At 59.9% G+C, this 21,310-nt stretch carries 23 protein-coding genes; 19 read left to right on the top strand and 4 right to left on the bottom strand.

From position 1 onward, the window contains the following. The first annotated feature begins 8 nt into the window (after positions 1-8). A complete protein-coding gene (locus BSZ35_RS15830; protein WP_105013347.1) occupies positions 9-341 on the top strand; it encodes a metalloregulator ArsR/SmtB family transcription factor in 333 nt (110 codons plus the stop codon). Positions 342-541: 200 nt separating this feature from the next. Here the strand turns inward: BSZ35_RS15830 and BSZ35_RS15835 are convergent, their stop codons facing one another. After that, positions 542-2,002: an alkaline phosphatase gene (locus BSZ35_RS15835; RefSeq protein WP_105013348.1), complete on the bottom strand. Its 1,461-nt coding sequence runs from the start codon at positions 2,000-2,002 to the stop codon at positions 542-544. 895 nt (positions 2,003-2,897) lie between these two features. Further along, positions 2,898-3,497, bottom strand: coding sequence for a plastocyanin/azurin family copper-binding protein (locus tag BSZ35_RS15840; protein WP_105013349.1), 600 nt, complete (start codon positions 3,495-3,497; stop codon positions 2,898-2,900). Positions 3,498-3,832: 335 nt separating this feature from the next. Here BSZ35_RS15840 and ric point away from each other — a divergent pair, with 335 nt between their 5' ends. The 17 genes from ric (at position 3,833) to BSZ35_RS15930 (ending at position 14,747) form a co-directional block, all read left to right on the top strand. After that, a complete protein-coding gene (gene ric / locus BSZ35_RS15845; RefSeq protein ID WP_105013350.1) occupies positions 3,833-4,546 on the top strand; it encodes an iron-sulfur cluster repair di-iron protein in 714 nt (237 codons plus the stop codon). A gap of 39 nt (positions 4,547-4,585) precedes the next feature. Then, positions 4,586-4,996, top strand: coding sequence for a hypothetical protein (locus BSZ35_RS15850; protein WP_105013351.1), 411 nt, complete (start codon positions 4,586-4,588; stop codon positions 4,994-4,996). Positions 4,997-5,033: 37 nt separating this feature from the next. Continuing rightward, positions 5,034-5,441 carry a hypothetical protein gene (locus BSZ35_RS15855; RefSeq protein WP_105013352.1) on the top strand — a complete coding sequence of 136 codons (408 nt, stop codon included), beginning with the start codon at positions 5,034-5,036 and terminating at the stop codon, positions 5,439-5,441. 209 nt (positions 5,442-5,650) lie between these two features. Beyond that, positions 5,651-5,899, top strand: a complete 249-nt coding sequence (locus BSZ35_RS15860; RefSeq protein WP_105013353.1) for a DUF2249 domain-containing protein — start codon at positions 5,651-5,653, stop codon at positions 5,897-5,899. 374 nt (positions 5,900-6,273) lie between these two features. Then, complete coding sequence (locus BSZ35_RS15870; protein WP_105013355.1) at positions 6,274-6,927, top strand: DeoR family transcriptional regulator; 654 nt, start codon at positions 6,274-6,276, stop codon at positions 6,925-6,927. A 146-nt stretch (positions 6,928-7,073) separates the two neighbouring features. Further along, positions 7,074-7,787, top strand: a complete 714-nt coding sequence (locus BSZ35_RS15875; RefSeq protein ID WP_105013356.1) for a hypothetical protein — start codon at positions 7,074-7,076, stop codon at positions 7,785-7,787. A gap of 77 nt (positions 7,788-7,864) precedes the next feature. After that, complete coding sequence (locus tag BSZ35_RS15880; protein ID WP_105013357.1) at positions 7,865-8,152, top strand: DUF2249 domain-containing protein; 288 nt, start codon at positions 7,865-7,867, stop codon at positions 8,150-8,152. A 38-nt stretch (positions 8,153-8,190) separates the two neighbouring features. Then, positions 8,191-8,523, top strand: coding sequence for a metal-sulfur cluster assembly factor (locus BSZ35_RS15885; RefSeq protein WP_105013358.1), 333 nt, complete (start codon positions 8,191-8,193; stop codon positions 8,521-8,523). 9 nt (positions 8,524-8,532) lie between these two features. Then, positions 8,533-8,820, top strand: a complete 288-nt coding sequence (locus BSZ35_RS15890; RefSeq protein ID WP_219846657.1) for a DUF2249 domain-containing protein — start codon at positions 8,533-8,535, stop codon at positions 8,818-8,820. A 47-nt stretch (positions 8,821-8,867) separates the two neighbouring features. Beyond that, complete coding sequence (locus BSZ35_RS15895) at positions 8,868-9,212, top strand: ferredoxin family protein (RefSeq protein ID WP_105013359.1); 345 nt, start codon at positions 8,868-8,870, stop codon at positions 9,210-9,212. Positions 9,213-9,259: 47 nt separating this feature from the next. Beyond that, positions 9,260-9,679 (top strand): OsmC family peroxiredoxin, encoded by a 420-nt coding sequence (locus BSZ35_RS15900; protein WP_105013360.1) that lies wholly within the window; start codon positions 9,260-9,262, stop codon positions 9,677-9,679. Between the two features lie 53 nt (positions 9,680-9,732). Further along, positions 9,733-10,260 (top strand): hypothetical protein, encoded by a 528-nt coding sequence (locus tag BSZ35_RS15905; protein ID WP_105013361.1) that lies wholly within the window; start codon positions 9,733-9,735, stop codon positions 10,258-10,260. Between the two features lie 46 nt (positions 10,261-10,306). After that, positions 10,307-10,561, top strand: coding sequence for a DUF3565 domain-containing protein (locus BSZ35_RS15910; RefSeq protein WP_105013362.1), 255 nt, complete (start codon positions 10,307-10,309; stop codon positions 10,559-10,561). Positions 10,562-10,618: 57 nt separating this feature from the next. After that, on the top strand, positions 10,619-11,830 hold the full coding sequence (locus tag BSZ35_RS15915; protein ID WP_219846658.1) for a hypothetical protein: 1,212 nt from the start codon (positions 10,619-10,621) through the stop codon (positions 11,828-11,830). Positions 11,831-12,003: 173 nt separating this feature from the next. Then, positions 12,004-13,374, top strand: a complete 1,371-nt coding sequence (locus BSZ35_RS15920) for an MmgE/PrpD family protein (RefSeq protein ID WP_105013889.1) — start codon at positions 12,004-12,006, stop codon at positions 13,372-13,374. Between the two features lie 72 nt (positions 13,375-13,446). Continuing rightward, positions 13,447-14,295, top strand: a complete 849-nt coding sequence (locus tag BSZ35_RS15925; protein WP_105013363.1) for a phosphosulfolactate synthase — start codon at positions 13,447-13,449, stop codon at positions 14,293-14,295. A 5-nt stretch (positions 14,296-14,300) separates the two neighbouring features. Next, the gene (locus tag BSZ35_RS15930; RefSeq protein WP_105013364.1) at positions 14,301-14,747 is read left to right on the top strand and encodes a hypothetical protein; all 447 of its coding nucleotides are present in this window, start codon (positions 14,301-14,303) and stop codon (positions 14,745-14,747) included. A 301-nt stretch (positions 14,748-15,048) separates the two neighbouring features. Here the strand turns inward: BSZ35_RS15930 and BSZ35_RS15935 are convergent, their stop codons facing one another. Together BSZ35_RS15935 and BSZ35_RS15940 are read right to left on the bottom strand one after the other, a co-directional pair. Next, the gene (locus tag BSZ35_RS15935; RefSeq protein ID WP_105013365.1) at positions 15,049-17,853 is read right to left on the bottom strand and encodes a serine/threonine-protein kinase; all 2,805 of its coding nucleotides are present in this window, start codon (positions 17,851-17,853) and stop codon (positions 15,049-15,051) included. A gap of 425 nt (positions 17,854-18,278) precedes the next feature. After that, complete coding sequence (locus BSZ35_RS15940; protein WP_105013366.1) at positions 18,279-18,845, bottom strand: ECF-type sigma factor; 567 nt, start codon at positions 18,843-18,845, stop codon at positions 18,279-18,281. Positions 18,846-19,310: 465 nt separating this feature from the next. Between BSZ35_RS15940 and BSZ35_RS15945 the strand changes: the two genes are divergently transcribed. Further along, positions 19,311-21,272, top strand: coding sequence for a CSLREA domain-containing protein (locus BSZ35_RS15945; protein ID WP_105013367.1), 1,962 nt, complete (start codon positions 19,311-19,313; stop codon positions 21,270-21,272). The last annotated feature ends 38 nt before the right edge of the window (positions 21,273-21,310 follow it).

Below are 21,310 nucleotides of genomic sequence, written 5' to 3' on the forward strand. Positions count from 1 at the left end.
TTTCCGGTATGCAAACAAAAGCAGACCAGTTCGACGCTGAGATGGCGAAAATGGCCGAGCAGGCCAAAGCCCTTTCCCATCCGGCCCGTCTGGCCATTCTTCGGGTATTGGCCGAGCGCTCCGAGTGCATTTGCGGAGAGATCGTCGAGGACCTGCCCCTTGCCCAGTCCACCGTGTCTCGCCACCTGAAGGTGCTGAAGGAGACGGGACTCATCCAGGGCACCGTTGATGGTCCCAGCGTGTGCTACTGTCTTGCTCCGGAGGCCATTGCGGCTCTGCGCGACCAGTTCGGTGCGTTCTTCGACGGCCTCTCGGAGGCTGCTGATTCTATCTCCTGCTAATTCTGTCGCTTATCCATGGAGAAGCCCGCGGTTCTCTTCCTTTGGCCCCACACCTCTGTGCGCTCGGAGATGATCACATGATTGTTGCGCGACTGCTACGACGTGGGAGACCTCTCGTCCCGCTTAGGTTTCCTGCCAGGGCCGGTTTCTAAAGTCGATAGGAGGGGGGCTCGCCTCTCGCTGACATTCGTGATCCGCGGTTACTGCTTTGCGTACTCCTGGACACCGGCGGACTCGACCATGAGGTCGAACAGGTCGGTGTTGCGGGTGAATCCCCCGAGGGCTTCGCTTCCCGGGCCGAGGGCGGCCAGCTCCACGTAGTCACTCGTGTGGTCGGTGCCTAGCCAGTTTACGGATGTGTAGTTGGCCTGAATGGCGGCGAGCACCGTGTCGGGCTCACTCTCCTTTCGGTAGGCTGCCTCGTAGTGTCCTCGAAGGGACTCCTGCAGGATTTCGGCCTCGTCCCGCGTGATGGGGAACTGCCATGCGGTTTCGACCCGATTCTGAATCTCTCGGTACGTGCTGCTTTCGTCGAGTTTGGAAAGGATCCAGTCGTTTGTGTATTGGAAGTCAGCGATACGGTCAAACATCGCGTTCGAGTCGCTATAGCGGTCGCCCGCGGCGTTGACTCCCGGATTGGCGTTGCCGTGATCGGTGGTGATGATGACGAGCGTGTCGTCGCGGTCCTGGGCGAAGTCGAGCACCGTGCCAATCGTGTCGTCGAATTCGATCTGATCGTAGACGAGGGCGCCGGTGTCAGCGTTGTGGGCGCCGTGGTCTACGCGTCCGCCTTCGACCTGAAGGAGAAACCCGTCGCGGTTGCGGTCGAGCCGCTGGAGCGCGGCCTCGGTCATGGCCGGCAGCCGCGGCACCTGCTCCTGGTGGGCCGGCGTGTGGCGGTAGTCGAGGAGGTAGGGGAGGTGGGTGTCGTTGAACGTCCCGAGGATCCGTCCTTTGTGGTTCCATTCTTGAAGGTCGGTCTTTGATTCGGCGACCGTATATCCCTTCTGTCGAAAGTCGTCCAGGAGATTGGAATTGTCTGTCCGGGTGTTGGGGACGAAGTGTCGCCGACCGCCCCCGAGGAGCACGTCGTACTCCCGTTCCAGGTACTGGGCCGCAATCTTATCCTCACTCCACCGCTCAGGCATGTTGATCCCGAAGCCCGCCGGGGTGGCGTGCGTGATCCGGGTGGTGGTCACCAGGCCTGTGCTCTTGCCCGCGTCTCGCATGATCTGGAGAATCGTACGGTATTCGTCTCCGTCCTCGCTCATGTTGACCGCCTCGTTGTAGACCCGGTGGCCGGAGCCCCAGGCAGAGGCAGCGGCCGCGGAGCCAGTGACGATCGAGTTGGCTGAGGCCATGTCCATGAGCCCCCGTTGCACACGCCCCTCTTCGTAGAGCCGGATCCAGTTTGAGGCACGGTCCTCGTGACGGCGCAGGTGGAGGTCGGCCATCGTGAGGGTCCCGGCACTCATGCCGTCAGTCACGAGAAAGATGATGTTTTTGGCCTTGCCCGCTGCGTCGATTGCGTCGAGGGTGGTGGCCGAGCGGCCCTGTGCGGGTCCGGCTAGGCCGGCGGTGCCGAGACCGAGGGCAGAAAGGGCGCCCGTCTTCAGAAAGTCGCGGCGTGAGGAGGTATGGTCGGAAGAAGCGTCGGCCATAGGAATAAGCAACAGGGAGAATAATGCGAGTATGCTACTGGAGAACGTGCAGCAGAGGTTCAAGATGGGGCAGTTGCAGAGGACATCCCCTCTTCGTTGCTCCAGGATATCTCTGTACGATTGCCCGTCAGATGGGAGAGAGGGGCCTTCTGTAGGGGGACGAAAACGACTTCCGTACTTCGTTAAGGGCGCACTCTGAAAGTACTTCTTCCCTCTGGTCAGGGCGCACTCTGAAAGTACTTCTTTTCTTTAGTCAGTGCACCGTTGGACGCCAAGAGCATGATTCTCGTCACGCGCATTGCTGCTACGGATAGACTGTAAACATCACAGGGATGTCCAGCAGCGACGATGGAGCATATGTCTCTCGTTTGGAGAGCGATTCCATCGTGGCAGCCACGATCATTTCAGTAAAAAGATACGGAGATCCCGACCGGGAATCCAGGCAGTTTCTGCCGCGGGCTCAGGGACAAACCCAGAATACAATTGTCTCGTTTTCCACCGCTGAACCTCCTGGCACAGAGATCTCAGGGGCATACACAGAAGAACCCCCTTTCTGATGAGGGCCAATCCGCATGCATGGACTTCTGACTCGCCACTGATGGTTTGAGGACACGCGCCCGTGGGATCGTTATGAGCGGCAGACCGCCGTTCACGGACTGGGCTCGCAGCCTGGGAAAGGATGTCATGCCCGACAGGGAGCAGAACGTATCGCAAGAGAAATGAGAGGCCCTATCGGGGTCGACACTGTCGAGATACTCCGGTCCGAAGGTGCGACATGAGGCGAGAGGGGACAACCACGTACCACGACCGGAAGACGAGGACCGCGGGGGACGCCTGTTTAGTCGGGGCGCATCCACGCGATCCCAGCCTTCCGCTCATAGACGCGAGGTAGGGGCTATCCCTCTACAATCATGGTTCCCTGCATTGTGGCCCAGTGGCCGGGATAGGTACACACGTAGCCGTATTTGCCGGGCTCTGACGGGGTTGTGAAGGTGATGGAGACCGTTTCGCCGGGCTTCGCGATGGGCGTATGGGCGAGAATCTGGTCCGTTAGCTCTCCCTCTTGGGGAACGTAGTCGTTTGTAGATCCAGCCTGTGTGCCGGCCTGCCCAATCTTCTTGAGAACCCCCTCAGATCCGGACGTAGCGATAACAACATTGTGCTGCATCGAGGGGCTCGTTGCGGTATTGTCGAATACGAGCTTGATCGTTTCTCCGGCAGGGACGGTGAACTCGGTCTCTTTGTATTTCATCTGGTTGCCTTTCGGGTGAATGGTCACCGTCTTGGCAACGTCACCGCTGCCGGCCGACGATTTGCTTCCGGCCGCCGCGGAGGACTGATTGGAGGATCCGCCGCTGTTCTCGCTCGATCCGCCTCCGCATCCGACGAGGAGCGACGGGGCCCCTACGCCGACAGCGCCAAAGAGACCGAGTCGCTGGAGGAAGTTACGGCGAGAAACGTTCTGGTGGGGTTGAGAGGCGTTCTCTTCGTCCATGATGTTGAGGAGAGTCGTTGGAGAGTCCAGTGTTACCGTCTGCTTGAAGACAGCAGTCGACGGAGTTCGTGTCGGTGTCCAAGTTGAAGGAGTAGATCAGTCAAACGGTCCGGCGTTGGATAATTAATTAGGTGAATAGCTTTTTAATTGGAGGGAGTCGTCCAGGAGTGGGACCGTAGCACCGCTCTCAGCGTGTTCAGACCTGGCCGTCGAACGAGAAAAGTGAAACACCCGTCAGGAGGACGCGTCCAACCACATGAATTAATTAGCTACTAGACGTTTTTATTTGCGGCGGGTCGAATTCATCTCGTTCCATCCAACCCCTGGTATCATCTATGACGACATTCAATTCCGAAACCCCCATCGGTCACCTTGTTGCAAAGTATCCATCGTCGGCTCGTCTCTTCGATCGACTCGGGGTAGACTACTGCTGTGGGGGCGACCGATCGCTGCGCACCGCCTGTGCGGAGGAAGGCCTCGACGCCGATACGGTGATCCGAATGCTGGAATCGGACGTGGATCTCGACGCGGACGACGGGGCCGAGGGGGAGAGCACGAACTGGGCGGCCGCTCCGCTCGATGAGCTCATTGATCACATTGAAGAAACGCATCACGCCTACCTCCGACGCGAGTTGCCACGGCTAGAGTCGCTCCTCGAAAAGGTCGCGCACGTTCATGGGACCGATGCTCCATGGGTTGTCTCGGTAAAAGAGGTCTTCGCGGAGCTGAGGCCGAACATGGAGGCCCACATTGAGAAGGAGGAAGAGGTCGTGTTTCCCTTCATTCGGGCCTGTGTGGAGGAGGCGTCGCCCCCTTCGCCGGACGTTCTCGGCGGCGATCCCATCGCTCTCATGGAAGAGGAGCACGACGAGACAGGCGCGGCACTGAAGCGGATGCGGACGCTCTCGCATGACTTTGCGGTGCCGGAATGGGGATGCAATAGCTTCCGGGCCGTTATGGACGGGCTGGAGTCCCTGGAAACGGACACCCACCGGCACGTGCACAAGGAAAACAGCATCCTCTTTCCGCGAGCGCGTGCTCTCGTGTAGATTGATCGTTCCCTTTCGGCTTTAGGAGTCGTCCTGTTCATGCCAACGCCCGCCCGCTGGCTCATCAAGACTGCCCTGCTGCACCTCGTCTTGGCCCTTGGGCTCGCGCTCCTGCGTGCAGGCCAAGCTGCTGGACTCATGCCGGGCACTGCCGCCGCGCTCTGGCTGCCGCAGCTGCACCTTCTAACGGTCGGCTGGCTTACGCAGCTGATTTTCGGGGTGGCCTTCTGGCTGTTTCCCAGCCCGGCGCCCGGCACGCAGCCATCGCCTTGGCTCGTGTGGAGTGCCTACGGACTGCTAAATGCGGGTGTGCTTCTGCGTGTGGGAGGAGAACCCGGTTTCGTTCCCGAATCGGTCCAGACGTGGAGTCTTGCGGGGTCGGCGGCACTGCAGTGGGGTGCGAGCCTTTTGTTGGTGGCGCACTTCTGGGGTCGGATACGCTCGAAGTAGCTCACAGTCTCTGTAATCGGCCCGAGGCCACTGCCGAATGTCCACGATTAGTATCTGGTTCGTGCGGGCGTCTCTGGTGCACTTTGCGATCGGAGCCACGGTCGGCGCATGGCGTCTGGCGGCCACCGGTGGGGCCTTGCCGACCCTGCCGCTTTCGCTACGCGTCCTCCACGTAGAGGGCATGCTGATGGGATGGGTGTGCCAGTTGGCCTTTGGAGTGGCCCTGTGGATTCTGCCCTTCTCCAATCAGGTCTCTTCCGACCGTCGGCTTTGGGTGGCATGGGGGCTGCTGAACGGCGGAATTGTGAGCGTCATCGGGGCGCAGTGGGGAGCAACGCCGGTGCTTCAGCTTGTGGGGCGGAGCGCAGAGAGTGCCGCGGGACTGCTGGTGCTCTGGGTGCTGTGGCCGCGTGTGCTGGCCCTTCCGGCGCGAGGACACGAATAGGGGGCTGCATCAAGGAGACGCTCATGAGGAAGGGGGAGACGCGCTTGCTCATGCGAAGAAAATGTGCAGATCGTTCTAATAATAACGTTAGTTGGCTATTTTAACTTGAAAAAAGTCGTCACCGACTCTATTTCTGTACACCGACGAAGGAAAAGAGCCCTCTCGGGCCTCCAACATTGCGTTTGCTCACAAGACACCATTCTCCAACGATGCCAACGACAGACGAAAAGACCCTCGACGTACGCCCGATTCCTCCGCGCGAAAAGCACCCGACCATCTTCCAGACGTTCGACGATCTGGCGCCCGGCGACCACTTCGTGCTTGTGAACGACCATGATCCGAAGCCGCTGTACCACCAGTTTCAGGCTGAGCGGCCCGGACAGATGAAGTGGGAGTATCTGGAACAGGGACCGAAGGAGTGGCGCGTGAAGATCTCGAAGGTCGAGGAGCAGTCGTAGGGCGAAAGCGATCTCCGATTCGTCCCGACGATTTTCAAGAGGTCCACCTGAGAACACGAGCGATTGCCCGATGAGCACGCAGACCGACGGTTCCGACCTCGAGCAGGCCCGTGGGTCTGAGCAGGAGGGGAAGTCGTATCTCGAGGGTCCGCACTCGCTTGTCTCGCGGCTGCTGACGCTGATTCTGGGATCTCTCGCCTATTCGCTCGTGCGTGGACGAACGGCGCCGATGAATCCCTGGGGCGCGACCACGCCCGATTGGGGCGCGGTGACCACGCCGCCGATTCTGCACAACTACCGGTGCACTCCCGTCGTAACATCAGGGCCGTACGCCTTCCACTGCGCGCAACCTTACCGAATAGATTCCAACCGCCATGTCCTCCGCCCTTGATCTCGTCTCGTCCGACACGCGACGCGAGCTTTTGCAGATCATCAAGCGACGGGGAAGTCTGTCCGTCGATGAGGCCATGGAGGCGCTCGGCATGGCCCGCACGACCGTACGAGAGCACCTTCTGCAACTGAAGGAAAAAGGCCTCCTGGATCGAACTGTCGAGCGGAAAGGACGGGGCCGCCCGAGCCACCGCTACGAAATGACCCGGCGGGCCAAGGTGCTCTTTCCGTCCCGAGACGGCGAGCTTATGGGACGGCTCGTTCGGTTCCTGAACGAACGAGGCGCGGAGGATCTGGTGCAGACGTTCTTCGAGTCGTACTGGAATGATCGGACGGAGGCGGTGAAGCAGAAGCTGAAAGATGTAGCGTCTGGTGACATCGACGACAAGGTGGAAACCCTCCGGCAGATTCTGGAGGAGGAAGGCTTTATGCCCCAGATTTCTCGTGAGGACAATCGGGTGACGATTCGGGAGTGCAACTGCCCGTTTCCCGAGTCGGTGAAGGAGTCGCGCATTCCGTGCCGGTTGGAGGAGGAGTTTTACCAGGAGATCTTCGGAGGAGAGCTCGAACGGGTGTCCCACATCCCCGAGGGGAATTCCTCCTGCTCGTATGAGGTCGAGACTGAACCCGTCGCCTGAGCCGTCTCTCCGGATGTGAACACGAGGATCTCCTGAGGAAAGGGGAGTTTTGTCATAAATAAAACGTTAGTTAGCAAATTTACCGTTTATAATAGTGGGGAGGGGTAGGCGGAATTCGTCCATGCACACCAAGATTTGGAGGCCCCATGCAGCTTGCTCTCAGTAGTGCCGCGTTGCCCAACGCACCGATCGATACGCTCCGCCGTGCGGCCCAGCGCCGGGACCTCAAGGGGCTGGAGCTTGTGCTCGGAGCGGGACACGCACACGGAATCGGGACGCCTAGCGAATCGGCTCCGTCCGTTGTGGACGAGGGGCGTCCGAAGAAAGGAGGGATCCCGCCCGTACAGTGGCTTTTTGCAGGAAAGAAGCCGTCAATCACAGACGTTCTGTACTGGGGGCGGCAGGCCGCCCTTCTCGACGCCGGACTGCTACTCAGGAACACGATTCCGGAAACGCCGCTGGGGGTGCCGCTTGCCCTGGTGCACGGAACGGATCTTCAGGAGGCGCAGCGGGCGGCCGCCTGGGCCCGAGTGCATGACGCGAAGACGTGCTGGAACGTCGAGCTTGGGCAGCGGAAGCCGGCGCAGTTTGCCGATGTGCTCGACGCGACACTGCCGACCCTTGCTCACGTGCGCCTGCTGGGCGCCGGGCCGGAAACGCAGTCGGCGGCGCCGGGGACGGCGGGGACGGGTGCGGTTCTCAAGGAGCTGGCCCTGAACGGATATGCCCACACTGTTGCCCTTACCCCGTCCGCCAATGGCTCCACGTCCGAGTGGCGCGAGTGGCTGTTCGAAGGGCGGGGATGGGGCTGCGGAACGGCCGCTCAGAAGAAGGCTGCCCGAGCCGAGTCTGCCTCATGAGCGCGGCGTACCGAATGACCCTCATCCTGCGACGGACGCGCTCGCATCCATCATAGAATTCACCTTCTTACTCCACCATGACAGATCTCCAAGACACATCCGCCCAACGACAGCTCGACGTTCGACCCATCGAGCCCAAACACCGCTTCGAGCAGATTATGGACGCCTACCACGGCCTCTCGCCCGGGGACACGCTCGAGCTCGTCGTGGACCACGATCCCAAGTGCATGTACTACACTCTTGAAGCTGAGCATGGCGCGGAGACCTTCTCCTTTGAGTATCTGGAGGAGGGGCCGAAGGTGTGGCGGGTGCACGTTGCGAAAGAGGAGGCCCTGGAGCCGGCCGCAGCGTCCGACAAGGAGTGACACCCCCTTTTGCGTTCTGAACCACTTCTCCCAGGCCCATGCCCAAACCGATCCGCAAGCAAATTGCCGACATCCTCCGTCACGTCGACGATCCGGAGCTGGGCATCAACATCGTCGACCTCGGCCTAATCTACGGCCTTCAGTTTGACGAGGGCGACCTCACGATCCAGCTCACGATGACGACCCCGGCGTGTCCCTTGAGCGACTACATCAAGCGAAATATCCACAAGGTGACGGGGCAGGTGAAGGGGCTACAGCGAGTGCAGATTGAGATCGTGTGGGATCCGCCCTGGTCGCCGCAGATGATGGAGCCGGAGGTGCGGAGCCGCGGCTTTCGTCAGCCCCCGCAGTACGCGTCCCAATACACCTGATCCAACCGCATGACAAATTCGACGATGGACCGCCCCGACGTTTTAGAGCCTGTTACCGAGGAGGACCTCGTCGACCTGGACGTGCGGCCGATTTTGCGGAATGGGGACGAGCCGTTTGGCAAGATTATGAGTGTGCTTCAGGGGATGCGGGAGGGGCAGGTGCTTCGGCTCCACGCCCCGTTTAAGCCGGCCCCCCTCTTCGGCGTGCTCGGCGCGAAGGGATGGAGTCATTGGATCGAATACGGAGAAGAGGGCAACTGGGTCATCTGGTTCTACCGAGACGGAGGCGTTCAGTAGCGCCGGGTCCACTCTCGTATCATGTCGAATCCTCTTGTTTCACGCTCATGCCGTACGTCGTTACTGAACCCTGCATCAACTGCAAGTACACCGACTGCGTGGAGGTGTGTCCGGTCGACTGCTTCTACGAGGGGCCGAACTTCCTAGCCATCCAGCCCGACGAGTGCATCGACTGCAACGCCTGCGTGCCGGTTTGTCCCGTTGAGGCCATCTATCCCGGGGACGAGGTGCCAGAGGAGTGGGCCCACTATGAGCAGTGGAATGAGTATCTGGCCAATCAGTGGCGGGATCTAGGCTATAACATCACCGAAAACGATGGCCCTCTCGATGAGGCCGAAGAGTGGGAGGAGAAAGAAAAATCCGAGCAGGACATTCTCACCTGGGACGTGTAGTCCCATCGTAAACCAATCGCTTGCCAAAAAAACAGACCCGTTGAGACATGATTGAGCGACAAGGAAAAGCCGTTTGGACCGGTGGTCTCGAAGATGGAGGCGGCACGATCGAGTCCGACCAGCTCAGTACCCCCTACTCTTTTGCGAGCCGATTTGAGAATGGGGAAGGCGTGAGCCCCGAGGAGCTGATCGGCGATGCTCACGCCGGGTGCTACTCGATGGCTCTGGCCCACGAGCTTGAAGAGGCTGGTTACACCCCGGTGTCGGTGCGCAGTACGGCTGAGGTACACTTCGACCCAGACGCACTTTCGATAACAAAGATTGAGTTGCGGACGGAGGCGACCGTCGAGGGCATTGACGAGCAGACCTTTCAGGAGATCGCCGAGGCCGCAACGGACGGCTGTCCGGTGTCGAAGGCACTTGCCGGCACAGACGTGAGGCTGGTGTCCGCTCGCCTTCAGACGTGAACGTTGGACTCAGCGTCGTCTCGGATGGATATGCGAACGTGCGTATGTTACCGATGCTGGTTGCGCTTGGACTCTGGACGCCCCCTGTTCATTTTGCCGTCACGGCCCTCCACGTCTTTTGTGGCGTATTTTGGCTCGGGTGGATGGTGTTCATGTTTGGGATCCTGCGTCCCGTCGTCATGCGCCTGATCCCAGACCGGGCCACGGAGTTGCAGGGGCAGATCCAGCAAAGAATCCGTCGGATCGTCTTCTGGCTGATTCCGACGATCCTGCTGACAGGCCTCTACAATATGGCCTACCTGGGCCTACTCGACGTCAGCACGCTTCTCCATACGAGCCGCGGCCACCGCATGCTCGCAAAACTGGGGGCGGCCGGGGTGCTCTTCGGCGTGTACTACGCCGCGCCCTTCCTCCTTCACGCCTCGCACGCCCGTCACGGTGATCCCGATTCGCCGCACGACCCTGTGGACTGTCACGGTAATCCCGAACCGCTCATCAAGAAGGTGTCGGTCGTTCTGCACATTCTTGCGTTTGCGTCGGGCGTAACGGCCGCGTACCTGGGCGTGTCCCTCGGAGCGTGAAGGCTCCGCCTTACAATGGCTCTTTTCGATCCAGCACCCGACCGAAATGAAACGCGAGATTACCGGCTACCATCAAGACGAGGAGGGCGACTGGGTAGCGCACCTGGCCTGTGGGCATCAGCGGCACGTGCGCCATGATCCGCCCTGGATGAACCGCCCCTGGGTCACGACGCCAGAGGGCCGCGAGCGCTTTCTCGGTCGTCAGATCCATTGCGGGACCTGCGAGACAAAGGGCCCGCCGGAACGCCCAGTGCACGACGATCCCGTGTGCGAGAAACTGGTCACCAGACGGGACCCGTGACCTTTCGTGCGCAAAGACATCGTCAGAATTTCTTGTTCACAATACGTGAGGCTGAACATGAGTACCTCCGCCCAGCAACACAAGATATGGAGTGGCGTCCGGTTCGGCTTCATGGCGATGGGCATGCTTGCCCTTCTCGGGGGGCTGTGGGCGGGGCTGCTCCGTCTCGGCTGGGCGGGGCCGCTCCTGCAGGCGGAGCTTCCGGCTGCCCATGGTCCGCTGATGGTGTGTGGCTTTCTTGGAACGGTCATTAGTCTAGAGCGGGCCGTGGCTCTTGACCGGGCGTGGACGTTTCTTGCGCCTGCATGTACTGGAATCGGGGGACTGTTGACGCTTGCGGGAGTGGGCGGGGCACTTGGTCCTCTGCTGATTACGGCCGGGAGCCTGGGGCTCGTAGCGATCTTTGGCGTTGTGCTGTCGATTCAGGTCGTACCCTTCGCTATTGTCATGACGGGTGGGGCTGTGGCCTGGGTGACAGGAAATGTCCTGTGGCTCAGTGGATGGCCGATCCATGCGCTGGTGCCGTGGTGGATTGGCTTTCTGGTGCTCACGATCGCTGGGGAGCGCCTGGAGTTGAGCCGGATGCTCTTCCACGCCGCCTGGACGAAGCGGCTTTTTCTGGGCATTGTCGGATTGCTGGGGGCAGGACTGCTGCTTTCCGTCGAAGGGCCGGACCTCGGATTCCGCGTAATGGGGGCGGGCCTCGCTGCCGTAGCGCTCTGGCTTTCGGTGTACGACATGGCCCGTCGGACCGTGCAGGCCGAGGGACTCACACGCTTTATTGCCGTGTGTCTGCTCGCTGGATACGTGTGGCTCTTCCTAGGGGGTGGGCTCGCGCTCTATTTCGGGAATACGGGCGCAGGCTTTCTTTATGACGCCACCCTCCATGCGATTTTCGTGGGCTTCGTGTTCAGCATGATCTTCGGCCACGCCCCGGTCATTTTTCCGTCGGTTTTGGGCATCTCCATTCCATACCGTCCGGTGTTCTATGTTCACGTGAGCCTGCTTCACGTATCGCTCGCGCTCCGTGGGATTGGGGATTTGCTCTTGATTGAGTCGCTTCGCCGATGGGGAGCGTGGGGCAATGCAATCGCGATTGGTCTCTTCCTCGTCGCGACGGTCGTTAGCGTGCTTCGGAACGGGAGTGAAGCAGCGAATAAGCCCCCCTCTATGGCTTCGAGCCTGGATTTGGGGACCTCCACCGACGCCCACTTGGATTCGGATGTATCTGAGGAGGTCCCTCAACTTGATTTCCCGTCTACCGAGTAGTTTCGATTCTCCAGAATGGGGCCTCCGGTGGGAGGGAATGTAGGGATGATCAAGAATAGGCAAATCTATTTATTCATTTAATTAGCCAGGAAACTAATTTAACAGACAGGCCATAATATTCTCCCTATGACGATGGCATTCCGTCCTCATTGCTATCAGTGGAGGAAGCCCTCATGACCCGTGTTCAGCAACTTGCGCAATTCGTTGCCGGAGCCTCATTCGAGGATCTCTCCGGCGAGGCCGAACGGCAACTCAAGGTTCGCATCCTCGACTCCCTAGGGTGTGCCATCGGCGCCCTGAACGGAGAGCCTCTCCATGCCCTTCGAGCACATCTTGATGACTTCGGCGGGGCCGGCCAGGCCACCCTTATCGGCGGCGGGCGCACCGCTCCGGATCGCGCGGCCCTCTATAACAGCGCGCTCGTCCGTTATCTCGACTACAACGACAGTTATCTTGCCGAGGGGGAAACGGGTCACCCGTCGGACAACCTGGGCTCGGTGATGGCAGCGACCGAGTACGCGGGAGGGGCGGGGAAAGACCTTCTCACGGCCCTTGCGGTCGCTTATCAGGTACAGTGCCGTCTCAGCGACGAGGCGCCGGTGCGGGACAAGGGCTTCGACCACACGGTACAGGGGCAGTACGCCGCGGCCGCCGGAGCGGCCAAGGCCCTCGGGCTGGATCCGGATGCTACGGCCAACGCCATCGCGATTAGCGGCACGGCCCACAATGCCCTCCGCGTCACCCGCACCGGTGAGATTTCGCACTGGAAGGGACTGGCGTATCCGGAGACCGGGTTTACAGCGACGCACTCGGCCTTCCTTGCAGGGCGCGGCATTACCGGTCCACCGGAGGTCTTTGAGGGCAATAAGGGTTTCATGCACTCGATCGCGGGGGACTTTGCGCTCGACTGGAGCAGTGAAGACCTAGAGCGGGTCACCGATACAATCATCAAGAAATACAACGCCGAGATCCACTCGCAGGCCACGCTCGAAGGGGCGCTGGAGTTGAAACGGGAGCACGACATCGATCCGGCGGCCATCGAGAACATTGAGATCGACACGTTCGACGTCGCCTTCCACATCATTGGCGGCGGGGAGGAGGGGGACAAGACCGTTGTGCGTCGGAAGGAAGAAGCCGACCACAGTCTGCACTACATGACGGCAGTAGCGCTGCTGGACGATCAGGTGATGCCCTCTCAGTACGAGCAAGCCCGCATTCAGGCCGACGACGTGCAGTCGCTCCTGCAGAAGGTCACAGTAAGGGACAATCCGGACTACAGCGCACGCTTCCCCGGTCACATGGTGTGCGACGTTCGCATCCACACAAAAGGGGAGACCTACGAGATCCACAAAGAGGACTACGAGGGCTTCCACACTCGCCCGATGAGCTGGGACACCGTCTCGGAGAAATTCCTGCGGCTGGCCGAGCCGTACACCGACGCTGCGCTCCGAGACGACCTCATCGACGCCGTTCAGGACTTGGAGAAGATTCCGGCTTCTGACCTCTTCGACCTTCTGGCGAAGGTCGAGACGCCCGATGCATAGTCTCCGAAAAAACAACGATCGTAAAGACGCGGCGGCGACGCGTCTCAACCCAAATCAAACCCCAACGTGATTATGGCTAGCGAAACCGTCACTGGCGATCCTCGACGCGCCTTTCAATTTCTTGCCCTCAATGATCGCGGTGAGAAGCCCCGTACCACGGGCGTCACCGAGATTCGCGGTCCCTACTACAGCGTGATGGGCCCGAACTACCTGGACGACGTGTTGTCCACGATGGGGCACTACGTCGACAGCCTTAAGTTTGCGGGCGGGTCTTTCAGCCTCATGCCCGAGGAAGAGGTTCGAGCACTGCTCGACCTCGCCCATGACCACGACGTGCTGGTGTCTACCGGCGGCTTCATGGAGTACGTGCTCACGCAAGGCGAAGACGCGGTGGACCAGTACATCGACGAGTGCGCTCGTCTTGGGTTCGACATCATCGAGATCTCGGCCGGCTTCATCACGCTGCCGACCGACGACTGGCTGCGCCTTCTCGAGGTGGTACAAGAGGCCGGGCTCAAGGCCAAGCCGGAGGTGGGCATTCAGCATGGGGCGGGTGGCGGAGCCACGACGACCGAAGAGCTGGAGCAGATCGGCCAGCAGGATCCGTCGCAGGCCATCGCGCAGGCCAAGAAATTTCTCGACGCTGGGGCCTACCAGATCATGATGGAGAGCGAGGGCATCACCGAGAACGTGCCGGAGATGCGGACGGAGGTGCCCGCCCGTTTCATCGACGAGCTGGGGCTAGAGAACATCATGTTCGAGGCAGCCGATCCGCACGTCTTCCCCTGGTACGTGCAAAACTATGGCCCGGAGGTCAATCTCTTCGTCGATCACAGCCAGATTGTGCAGCTCGAATGCTTGCGCAGTGGCATCTGGGGCCCGCACGACCTCTTCGGGCGCGTTCAAACATACAACCGATAAAACCAATGGGACAGGTGATTGAGCAAGAGGTGGCCTTACGACTTTTGCAGGCATTATGCTTTGTCTGGATGGGACTGGTCGCGGGCATTTCATTTCTGGAGGCTCCGGTCAAGTTTACCGCACCCAGCGTCACCCGCGCGATTGGGCTCGACGTGGGACGACACGTATTTTTTGTGCTCACCCGCGTAGAGCTGGGGCTGGCCACGGGGGGGCTGGGCCTGTACCTGCTGGGGCGACCCGGAACGGCGCTGTGCTGGACGGCAGGGGGCGTTGGCGTGATCCTGCTCGTGCAGACGACCTGGCTCTTACCGGTGCTGCGGACCCAGGCGGCGGCCATTATCTCCGGTGAACTCGAACACGCGTCTGAGTACGTGCACGTAGGCTACATCTCGCTTGAGATATTGAAGCTGGTTGGACTGGGGGTCATTGGATGGAAGGCCTTCCCGGCGTAGCTTGAAAAGGCCGGAGGGACGATGTAAGGGGCGACCCATTAGGGGAAGAATGAAGCGAGTTGGGGAAATAGGACGAAGGGCAGGAGCCGATCGAAGCCAGGCGTAAAAGGCCACTGTTTTCCGGAAGACCTGCTGTCTCTTTGCCAGCGTGATCGGCATCGAGTCGCCCCTCATCGAGGAATCGCATTATCCGCCCTGATTGCACTCAGCATTTGTTTACCAGTCGCCCGCTGCCTGTGAAGAATACCTACGACATGTCGCAGTATAAACGCCGTTGACTGCTCACTTTTTTCGGGGAGGTCTATTTCTCTTGCCGTTGGGGAACGAACGTGCGATACTCTTCCGCTTTGGCGGGTTTGTCCCACGTCTCGTAGAGCTCCACAAGATGATGCGCGGTCTCCGCAATCTCTGGGGAGGCGTCCTGCATTTCGGCCTGCTGAATGTTAAGAGCGTGTTGGAGGAGGGCCTCGGCGTCTTTGTATTGCTCTAAGGCCTGACGGACATCCGCTAGCTCGGTCTGAGATTCGGCTACCTTGGGGTGCTCTTTTCCCAACGCTTGTTGCCGAATCCTGAGAGCTTTTCGAAGGACGGAATCAGCGGCGACGTATTCTCCCCGCTGTCGATACAAGGAACCCACATTCATTAAAGTGGAGGCCGTGCGAGGGTGCTTTGAACCATAATGCGCCTTTCGAATGGTCAGTGCCTTGTCATACAGGGAGTCAGCAGCGGTGTAATCTCCGGTCTTTTCCCGAACAACTCCCCAGTTGTTATAGGTCGTGGACAAGGTGGGGTGGTCCAGATCGTAGTGCGTTCGCTCAATTGCGAATAGCTTTCGGTAAATCGAATCGGCCGCCGCATACTCGCCTTTTTTCTCAAGGGTGACCGCCAAGTTATTCAGCGTTGAGGCTGTTCGGATGTGATTTGGGCCCAGGACGTTTCTTTTGATGGTCAGTGCCTTCCGGTAGGCTGACACGGCAGCGTCGTATTTTCGGAGGTTCCTCCACACCATTCCCAGATTATTGAGGGTAATTGCAACTGAGGGGTGGTGGGGACCAAGATGGTTTCGTTCGATTGCGAGGGTCTTTTGCAGGAGCGAGTCAGCCGTACGATATTTGCCTTGCTGCTCACGGAGCAAGGCAAGGTTGTGCAGGGTTTCTGCGACGTCGGGGTGGTCGGGGCCGAGCTTCGTTTGTCGGATGCGTAGGGCTTCTTGATAGAAAGAGTCAGCGGCTGCGTACTGGGCCCGTTCTGCGAGGACGATCCCGAGGTTATTCATCGTCGTTGCCGTGCGTGGGTGTTGCGGTCCCCATTCTTGCTTCTGGATAGACAAGGCCTTGCGATATAGAGAGTCGGCAGCTTCTGGTTTTCCCTGTTTTCGCAGAGTGACTCCCAAGTTGTTCAATGTTTCGGCCGTTTTCGGATCGCTGACTCCCAACCGATGGGTTCGGAGGGAGAGGGCCGCCCGATGCACCGATTCGGCAGCTGTGTAGCGTCCCTGTTTTTCATATACGAGCCCCAGCTCGTCCAAGTATTCAGCTCTTTCGGCGGCAGGGGGGACGGGAGGCGCCTGAGATAAAGACAGAGCTTCGCGGAGTAGTGATGCCGCTCGCTCATAGTTCCCGAGCTCACGATACGACGCGGCCATCTCGCGAAGCATTCGGGCCTGCACAACGGGCTGCTTTTTCAGGGCCTCCGCTCGCGTGACCCCTCGTTCAAGGAGTTCCGGGGCCGTGAGGGGCTCCCCCTGCCCCGCACCCGGCCGGCTGTCCTCAAATAGGCTCACGAGGAATGCGGACACCTGCTCAGCCGTTTCAGCCTCCTGTTGGGCACGGTTCCGTTCGGCGGCCGTAATCCGCTGCTGGCGAACGAGGAGACCGATAAAGACGACCAGCGTGAGGAGGAAGGCGATAGACACACTGACGCTCCCCCAGTTTCGGCTTACGAATTTTCGGATCCGGTAGCTCAGCGTGGCCGGTTGGGCGTCGATGGGCTTGCCCTCCCGATAGCGATTGACATCCGCCGCCAGTGCCTCGACCGAAGCGTAGCGCCGATCGGGCTCCTTGCGGAGGGCCGTTTTCACAATTTGATCGAGGTCGCCTCGAAGCCGAGAGGCGCGTGGGGGAGGAGCAGCCTCCGACGGATCGGCTGGGGAGTGCGTTCGGATGATCGTTTCGATTTCCGAAGACCGCTTCTCTGTAAGATCGAAGGGACGGGCCTCTGCTAACAACTCGTACGCCAAGACGCCGATCTGGTATACGTCGGTCACGGTGGAAATATCCTGTTCGCTCACCTGCTCAGGGGCGGCGTAGGAGGGCGTCAGGAGGCGGTGGCCCGTGCGGGTTTTGGGGAGAGGGGTCGGAAGGGAATGGTCGAGCAGCTTCGCAATGCCAAAGTCGACCAGAGTCACCTGGGGACCGCTCACCGTGTCGGCCACCAGGACGTTTGAGGGTTTCAGGTCGCGGTGCACTACGAGTTGACGGTGAGCGGCCTGCACAGCGTCAAACACCTGCTCCAGCAGGTCGAGTCGGGTCTCGAGGTCCAGGTGATGGGTGTCGGCATAGTCAGTAATGGGCTGCCCGTCCACGTACTCCATCACGAGGTAGGGGCTTCCCCGGTCGGTGACGCCCCCATCGATGAATTGTGCAATGTTGGGATGGGTGAGGCTTGCCAGAACCTGTCGTTCGGCCTGAAAGCGTTTCTCGGCCTCATACTCGGAAAGGCGACGCCGCATGATCTTGACCGCCACGGTTTGCTCCACAGAGTCGCCATCGCGCACGGCCCGGTAGACCACGCTCATGCCCCCGACACCGATTTCTTCGACCAGACGATAGGCCCCGATCTGAGAACCAGGTTCGGGACGCACGGCCCCGTCTGTAGGAACGGATGGGGAGGAAGGGGCGTCGATGCGCTGGCTTCGAGGTGTCCTTTCGACTTCAGTGAACAGCGGATCGGTGGGGTCGTAGGCCGCAAGCATGGACCTGACCTCGGCATGGATCTTCGGGGCGTCAGAACAAACGGTGTCCAGCCACTCCATTTGCTCCTCAGGTGGACGGTCGAGTGCCCGATCGAGTAGGTCCCAAATGCGGGTCCACTGTTCAGTCGTCATGGGGACTGTGAGCTAGTGCGTCATGTTTTCCAAGTCGGGTAGAACGCTGACTTGTGGACTGTACCTGCGCTGCTGAATGCTGTATACAACACGGCGTGTTCAATTCAACGCCCGATCCCCTCAGCTTGACTGACCACTAAGCGACGTCGTCCATCTGGCCTTTGCTCTGCTCAAAATTGGTTCTGGCAGCCGTTACGAGCTTCTTTTCTAGACGCCAATTCCTTAGTTCTAAATTGAAGGTTCTTAGAGACTGTTTTAATTTCACACGATCGCATTTCAGGCTGAGCGTAACGACCGCAGGTCGTCGAAATCTCTCTGTGTTAGGGCTTCCGAACTATGAACGGTCCCCTCAGGTCGGCGAAACACCTCTGCGATTTTCAATCCGGCCAAAAATCAAAACAGTCACTTAGGCGAACGAGTGTCGATTAGCCTTGGAGTTCGCGCTGAAGCCAGGCCTTTGCGGTCCGCCAGTCTCGTTCAATAGTGCTGGTCGAGACATCGAGTACGACGGCAGTTTCTGCAATGGTGTACCCACCAAAAAAACGACACTCGACGACCCGGCTCCGGCGCTCGTCGATCTCGGCGAGGCGATCTAGGGCCTGGTCGACCGCAAGCACGGCCGTAGGGGGACGAGGAGTCTTTGGGGTCACGTCGTCGAGGGGCTGATCTGGAAGAGCGCCTCCTCGCTTGTCGGCCGTGCGGTGCCGAGCGTGGTCCACGAGCACCTGACGCATGGCCCGGGCCGCGACAGAAAAGAAGTGCCGTCGGTTTTCCCAGTCAACCTCGTTATGCTCCGCGAGCTTCATGTATGCCTCGTGCACGAGCGCCGTTGTGCGCAGGGTCAGGTCGGTTGGCTCAGACTGGAGATGACGGCGGGCGAGGCGTCGCAACTCATCGTACACGACGGGCAGAATTTCCTCAAGTACCTCCTCCTCACTCGTTCCCTTGAGAAGGGCGGTCACGTTCGGATCAGAGTGATCAGCGTCTGGCATGGACACGAAAGCGACTTGTAGGGAGGAGGAGAAGACGATCCGAGGGAGGTCCAAAGAGCAGTTTACTCCCTAGAGAAGCAGAAATCGGATCCGTCCGACAAGCCGTCGGGCACTGTCATGTTCTCGGTTCGCAAGGATAGGGGATGAGAGTGTGGGTAGTGAATTGATTCATGTTTTCTTCACTAAATTTATGAGGGAGTCGAGCCTCGCTTCACGCACCTGTCAATGAGCATCATACTGAAGGTATGGGCTTTTTCCCCATGCTCTTTTTGAAGCCATTGCCTCTTCGTCCTCAGGTGTATCTCCCCGTTCGCTGCCGGTGGCGGATGGGGGGGAAGGGAGAGACGCTTCTCCAAAGAATGGAATCCGGGGACCGACGGCTCGAAAGATGTTGATCCCTATTTCTCTTCATTCTGCTAGGGATTCTGGGGTCATTCAGACTTTTGCACACGACCGCTCCCGTTTATGGATGTGCTTTCAGCTCCGCACTCGATTTTTTCGTCTCTTTCGACCGTTGGAGGAGTTGTTGGACTCTTGCTCATTTCGTTCCTGGGCCCCGACGCGACCCAGGCGCAGGACCAGACCTTCATGGTGAACTCGACCGCCGACGCCAGCGACGCCAATCCCGGCGATGGCACCTGCGCTACCTCCGGCGGCGCCTGCACACTCCGCGCTGCCATCGAGGAAGCCAACAGCGACGACACTCGCGACAAGATCGACTTTTCGAACATCCCGACGACCAGCGGCTTCGCGACGATTTCTTTAAATAGCCAGTTGCAGGTGGTTCGGGAAATTAACATCGCCGGCGAGACGGCGCCGGGATACCCGAGCTCGGTGGTCGACGGTCCTATCGTAAAGCTGGACGGGTCCAACATGTCGTCGAGCACCGAAAACGGCATCGAGTTTTCCAACGACGCCGGAGGAACATCCGCCGAAAGCGTGCTTGAGGGGCTCGCGATCACGAATATGCCCAGTAGTGGGATATTTGTGGGTGGGCCTGCGTCCAAAATTACGATCCGGAACTGCTTTCTCGGCGTGGATGTGGATGGAAAAACGGTGCAGGGCAATGACCTCTGGGGAGTCATTCTGGCCGGCGGTGGGGCTGTCTTCTTCGGAAACCTCGTCTCTGGGAACGGGAATGACGGAATCACCGTCTCCAGCGCCAACAATCAAGTGATCAACAACATCGTGGGCCTCGACCACGACGGCGACGCAGCGAAGGGAAACGCCGGAAACGGCATCGCCGTCTTCGGAGACGGCAATCAGATCGGATATGCGACTGTTAATCCCATCCGTTCTGGTATCGTCGACAACGGAAACGTCATTTCTGCCAACGGTGAGAGCGGCATCGACATCCGCGGCGACGAAAACGCAGTGGCCGCAAATAATATCGGCACGAACGCGGACGGTAGCACTGTCACAGGTACGGGAAGCAACCCGCTCGGCAACGACGGCTCGGGCGTTACGATCGCGGGCACCGGCTCGGGAAGCCATCCCGCCCAGCGGAACGTGATTGGCGACGACGATGTGCCCGAGGACCGGAATCTCGTGTCCGGAAACGACGGAAACGGCATCACGCTCGGCGACGACCAGAACGACTACGCCGCGGTCGATGACACCTTGCGCAACAATGTGATCGGCCTGAACGCGAGCCGGGATGCTGCTCTTCCCAACGGCGACGGTTCTAGCACCATAGGCGGCATCGTGGGGAGCTACGTGACGGGGGCCGTGATCGATAGCAACCGCGTGTCCGGCAACGACGGACAGGGCATCATCATCTTCTCGGCCGGGGGCTACAATGAGGACCTGCACATTGTCGACAACCTCGTCGGCACCAATCACAGCTTTGCGACGGGCCTCGGCAACGCCTACGACGGCATTCAAGTGAAGCCGAACCCGAGTGGCAACCTCGCCGAAATTGAGGTGACCGAAAATATCATTGGCAACAACAGCAACGACGGCGTCGACATTCGGGGAGGCTACCACGATGTCGCCAACAACTTCATCGGCGTCGCGCCGGACGGCAGCGACATTGGAAACGGCTCGCAGGGCGTCATCGCCGACAACGGGGGATCGAGGATGGAGGACGTGTTCATCGGATCCGGTGCGTCGGTGCCGGGAAATGGCCGCGCCGCCGGCAACTTTACCCCCACCGGGGTCGGGAATGTGATCGGCTACAACGGGGCCGACGGCATTCTCTTCAGGGGCCAGGCATCGGGCGTTGAAATCGGCCAGAACTTCGTCGGCACCAATCCGAGCGGTACCGACATCGGCAACGGCTCCGGCGGGGGCGATGGCATTCGCATTGTCGGATCCGGCAATGCCGTAAGCGACATCACCCTCGGCTACAATGAAGGAGAGGCGTTCTCCGACCCGTTTCCGGCCGACGGCCAGTCGACGACGCGCAAGGTGACGGTGGCGCGGTAAGTGCAGGGTCGGGCGCGTGACGAGACGCGACGGCAGAA

Source organism: Salinibacter sp. 10B (assembly GCF_002954405.1).
In the GTDB taxonomy this organism is placed as follows: Bacteria; Bacteroidota; Rhodothermia; order Rhodothermales; family Salinibacteraceae; genus Salinibacter.

Bases quoted from the DNA above. Each gene is read 5' to 3' on its own strand.
- BSZ35_RS15830 (WP_105013347.1), top strand. From the start codon at position 9: ATGCAAACAAAAGCAGACCAGTTCGACGCTGAGATGGCGAAAATGGCC.
- BSZ35_RS15835 (WP_105013348.1), bottom strand. From the start codon at position 2,002: ATGGCCGACGCTTCTTCCGACCATACCTCCTCACGCCGCGACTTTCTG.
- BSZ35_RS15840 (WP_105013349.1), bottom strand. From the start codon at position 3,497: ATGGACGAAGAGAACGCCTCTCAACCCCACCAGAACGTTTCTCGCCGT.
- ric (WP_105013350.1), top strand. From the start codon at position 3,833: ATGACGACATTCAATTCCGAAACCCCCATCGGTCACCTTGTTGCAAAG.
- BSZ35_RS15850 (WP_105013351.1), top strand. From the start codon at position 4,586: ATGCCAACGCCCGCCCGCTGGCTCATCAAGACTGCCCTGCTGCACCTC.
- BSZ35_RS15855 (WP_105013352.1), top strand. From the start codon at position 5,034: ATGTCCACGATTAGTATCTGGTTCGTGCGGGCGTCTCTGGTGCACTTT.
- BSZ35_RS15860 (WP_105013353.1), top strand. From the start codon at position 5,651: ATGCCAACGACAGACGAAAAGACCCTCGACGTACGCCCGATTCCTCCG.
- BSZ35_RS15870 (WP_105013355.1), top strand. From the start codon at position 6,274: ATGTCCTCCGCCCTTGATCTCGTCTCGTCCGACACGCGACGCGAGCTT.
- BSZ35_RS15875 (WP_105013356.1), top strand. From the start codon at position 7,074: ATGCAGCTTGCTCTCAGTAGTGCCGCGTTGCCCAACGCACCGATCGAT.
- BSZ35_RS15880 (WP_105013357.1), top strand. From the start codon at position 7,865: ATGACAGATCTCCAAGACACATCCGCCCAACGACAGCTCGACGTTCGA.
- BSZ35_RS15885 (WP_105013358.1), top strand. From the start codon at position 8,191: ATGCCCAAACCGATCCGCAAGCAAATTGCCGACATCCTCCGTCACGTC.
- BSZ35_RS15890 (WP_219846657.1), top strand. From the start codon at position 8,533: ATGACAAATTCGACGATGGACCGCCCCGACGTTTTAGAGCCTGTTACC.
- BSZ35_RS15895 (WP_105013359.1), top strand. From the start codon at position 8,868: ATGCCGTACGTCGTTACTGAACCCTGCATCAACTGCAAGTACACCGAC.
- BSZ35_RS15900 (WP_105013360.1), top strand. From the start codon at position 9,260: ATGATTGAGCGACAAGGAAAAGCCGTTTGGACCGGTGGTCTCGAAGAT.
- BSZ35_RS15905 (WP_105013361.1), top strand. From the start codon at position 9,733: ATGCTGGTTGCGCTTGGACTCTGGACGCCCCCTGTTCATTTTGCCGTC.
- BSZ35_RS15910 (WP_105013362.1), top strand. From the start codon at position 10,307: ATGAAACGCGAGATTACCGGCTACCATCAAGACGAGGAGGGCGACTGG.
- BSZ35_RS15915 (WP_219846658.1), top strand. From the start codon at position 10,619: ATGAGTACCTCCGCCCAGCAACACAAGATATGGAGTGGCGTCCGGTTC.
- BSZ35_RS15920 (WP_105013889.1), top strand. From the start codon at position 12,004: ATGACCCGTGTTCAGCAACTTGCGCAATTCGTTGCCGGAGCCTCATTC.
- BSZ35_RS15925 (WP_105013363.1), top strand. From the start codon at position 13,447: ATGGCTAGCGAAACCGTCACTGGCGATCCTCGACGCGCCTTTCAATTT.
- BSZ35_RS15930 (WP_105013364.1), top strand. From the start codon at position 14,301: ATGGGACAGGTGATTGAGCAAGAGGTGGCCTTACGACTTTTGCAGGCA.
- BSZ35_RS15935 (WP_105013365.1), bottom strand. From the start codon at position 17,853: ATGACGACTGAACAGTGGACCCGCATTTGGGACCTACTCGATCGGGCA.
- BSZ35_RS15940 (WP_105013366.1), bottom strand. From the start codon at position 18,845: ATGCCAGACGCTGATCACTCTGATCCGAACGTGACCGCCCTTCTCAAG.
- BSZ35_RS15945 (WP_105013367.1), top strand. From the start codon at position 19,311: ATGGATGTGCTTTCAGCTCCGCACTCGATTTTTTCGTCTCTTTCGACC.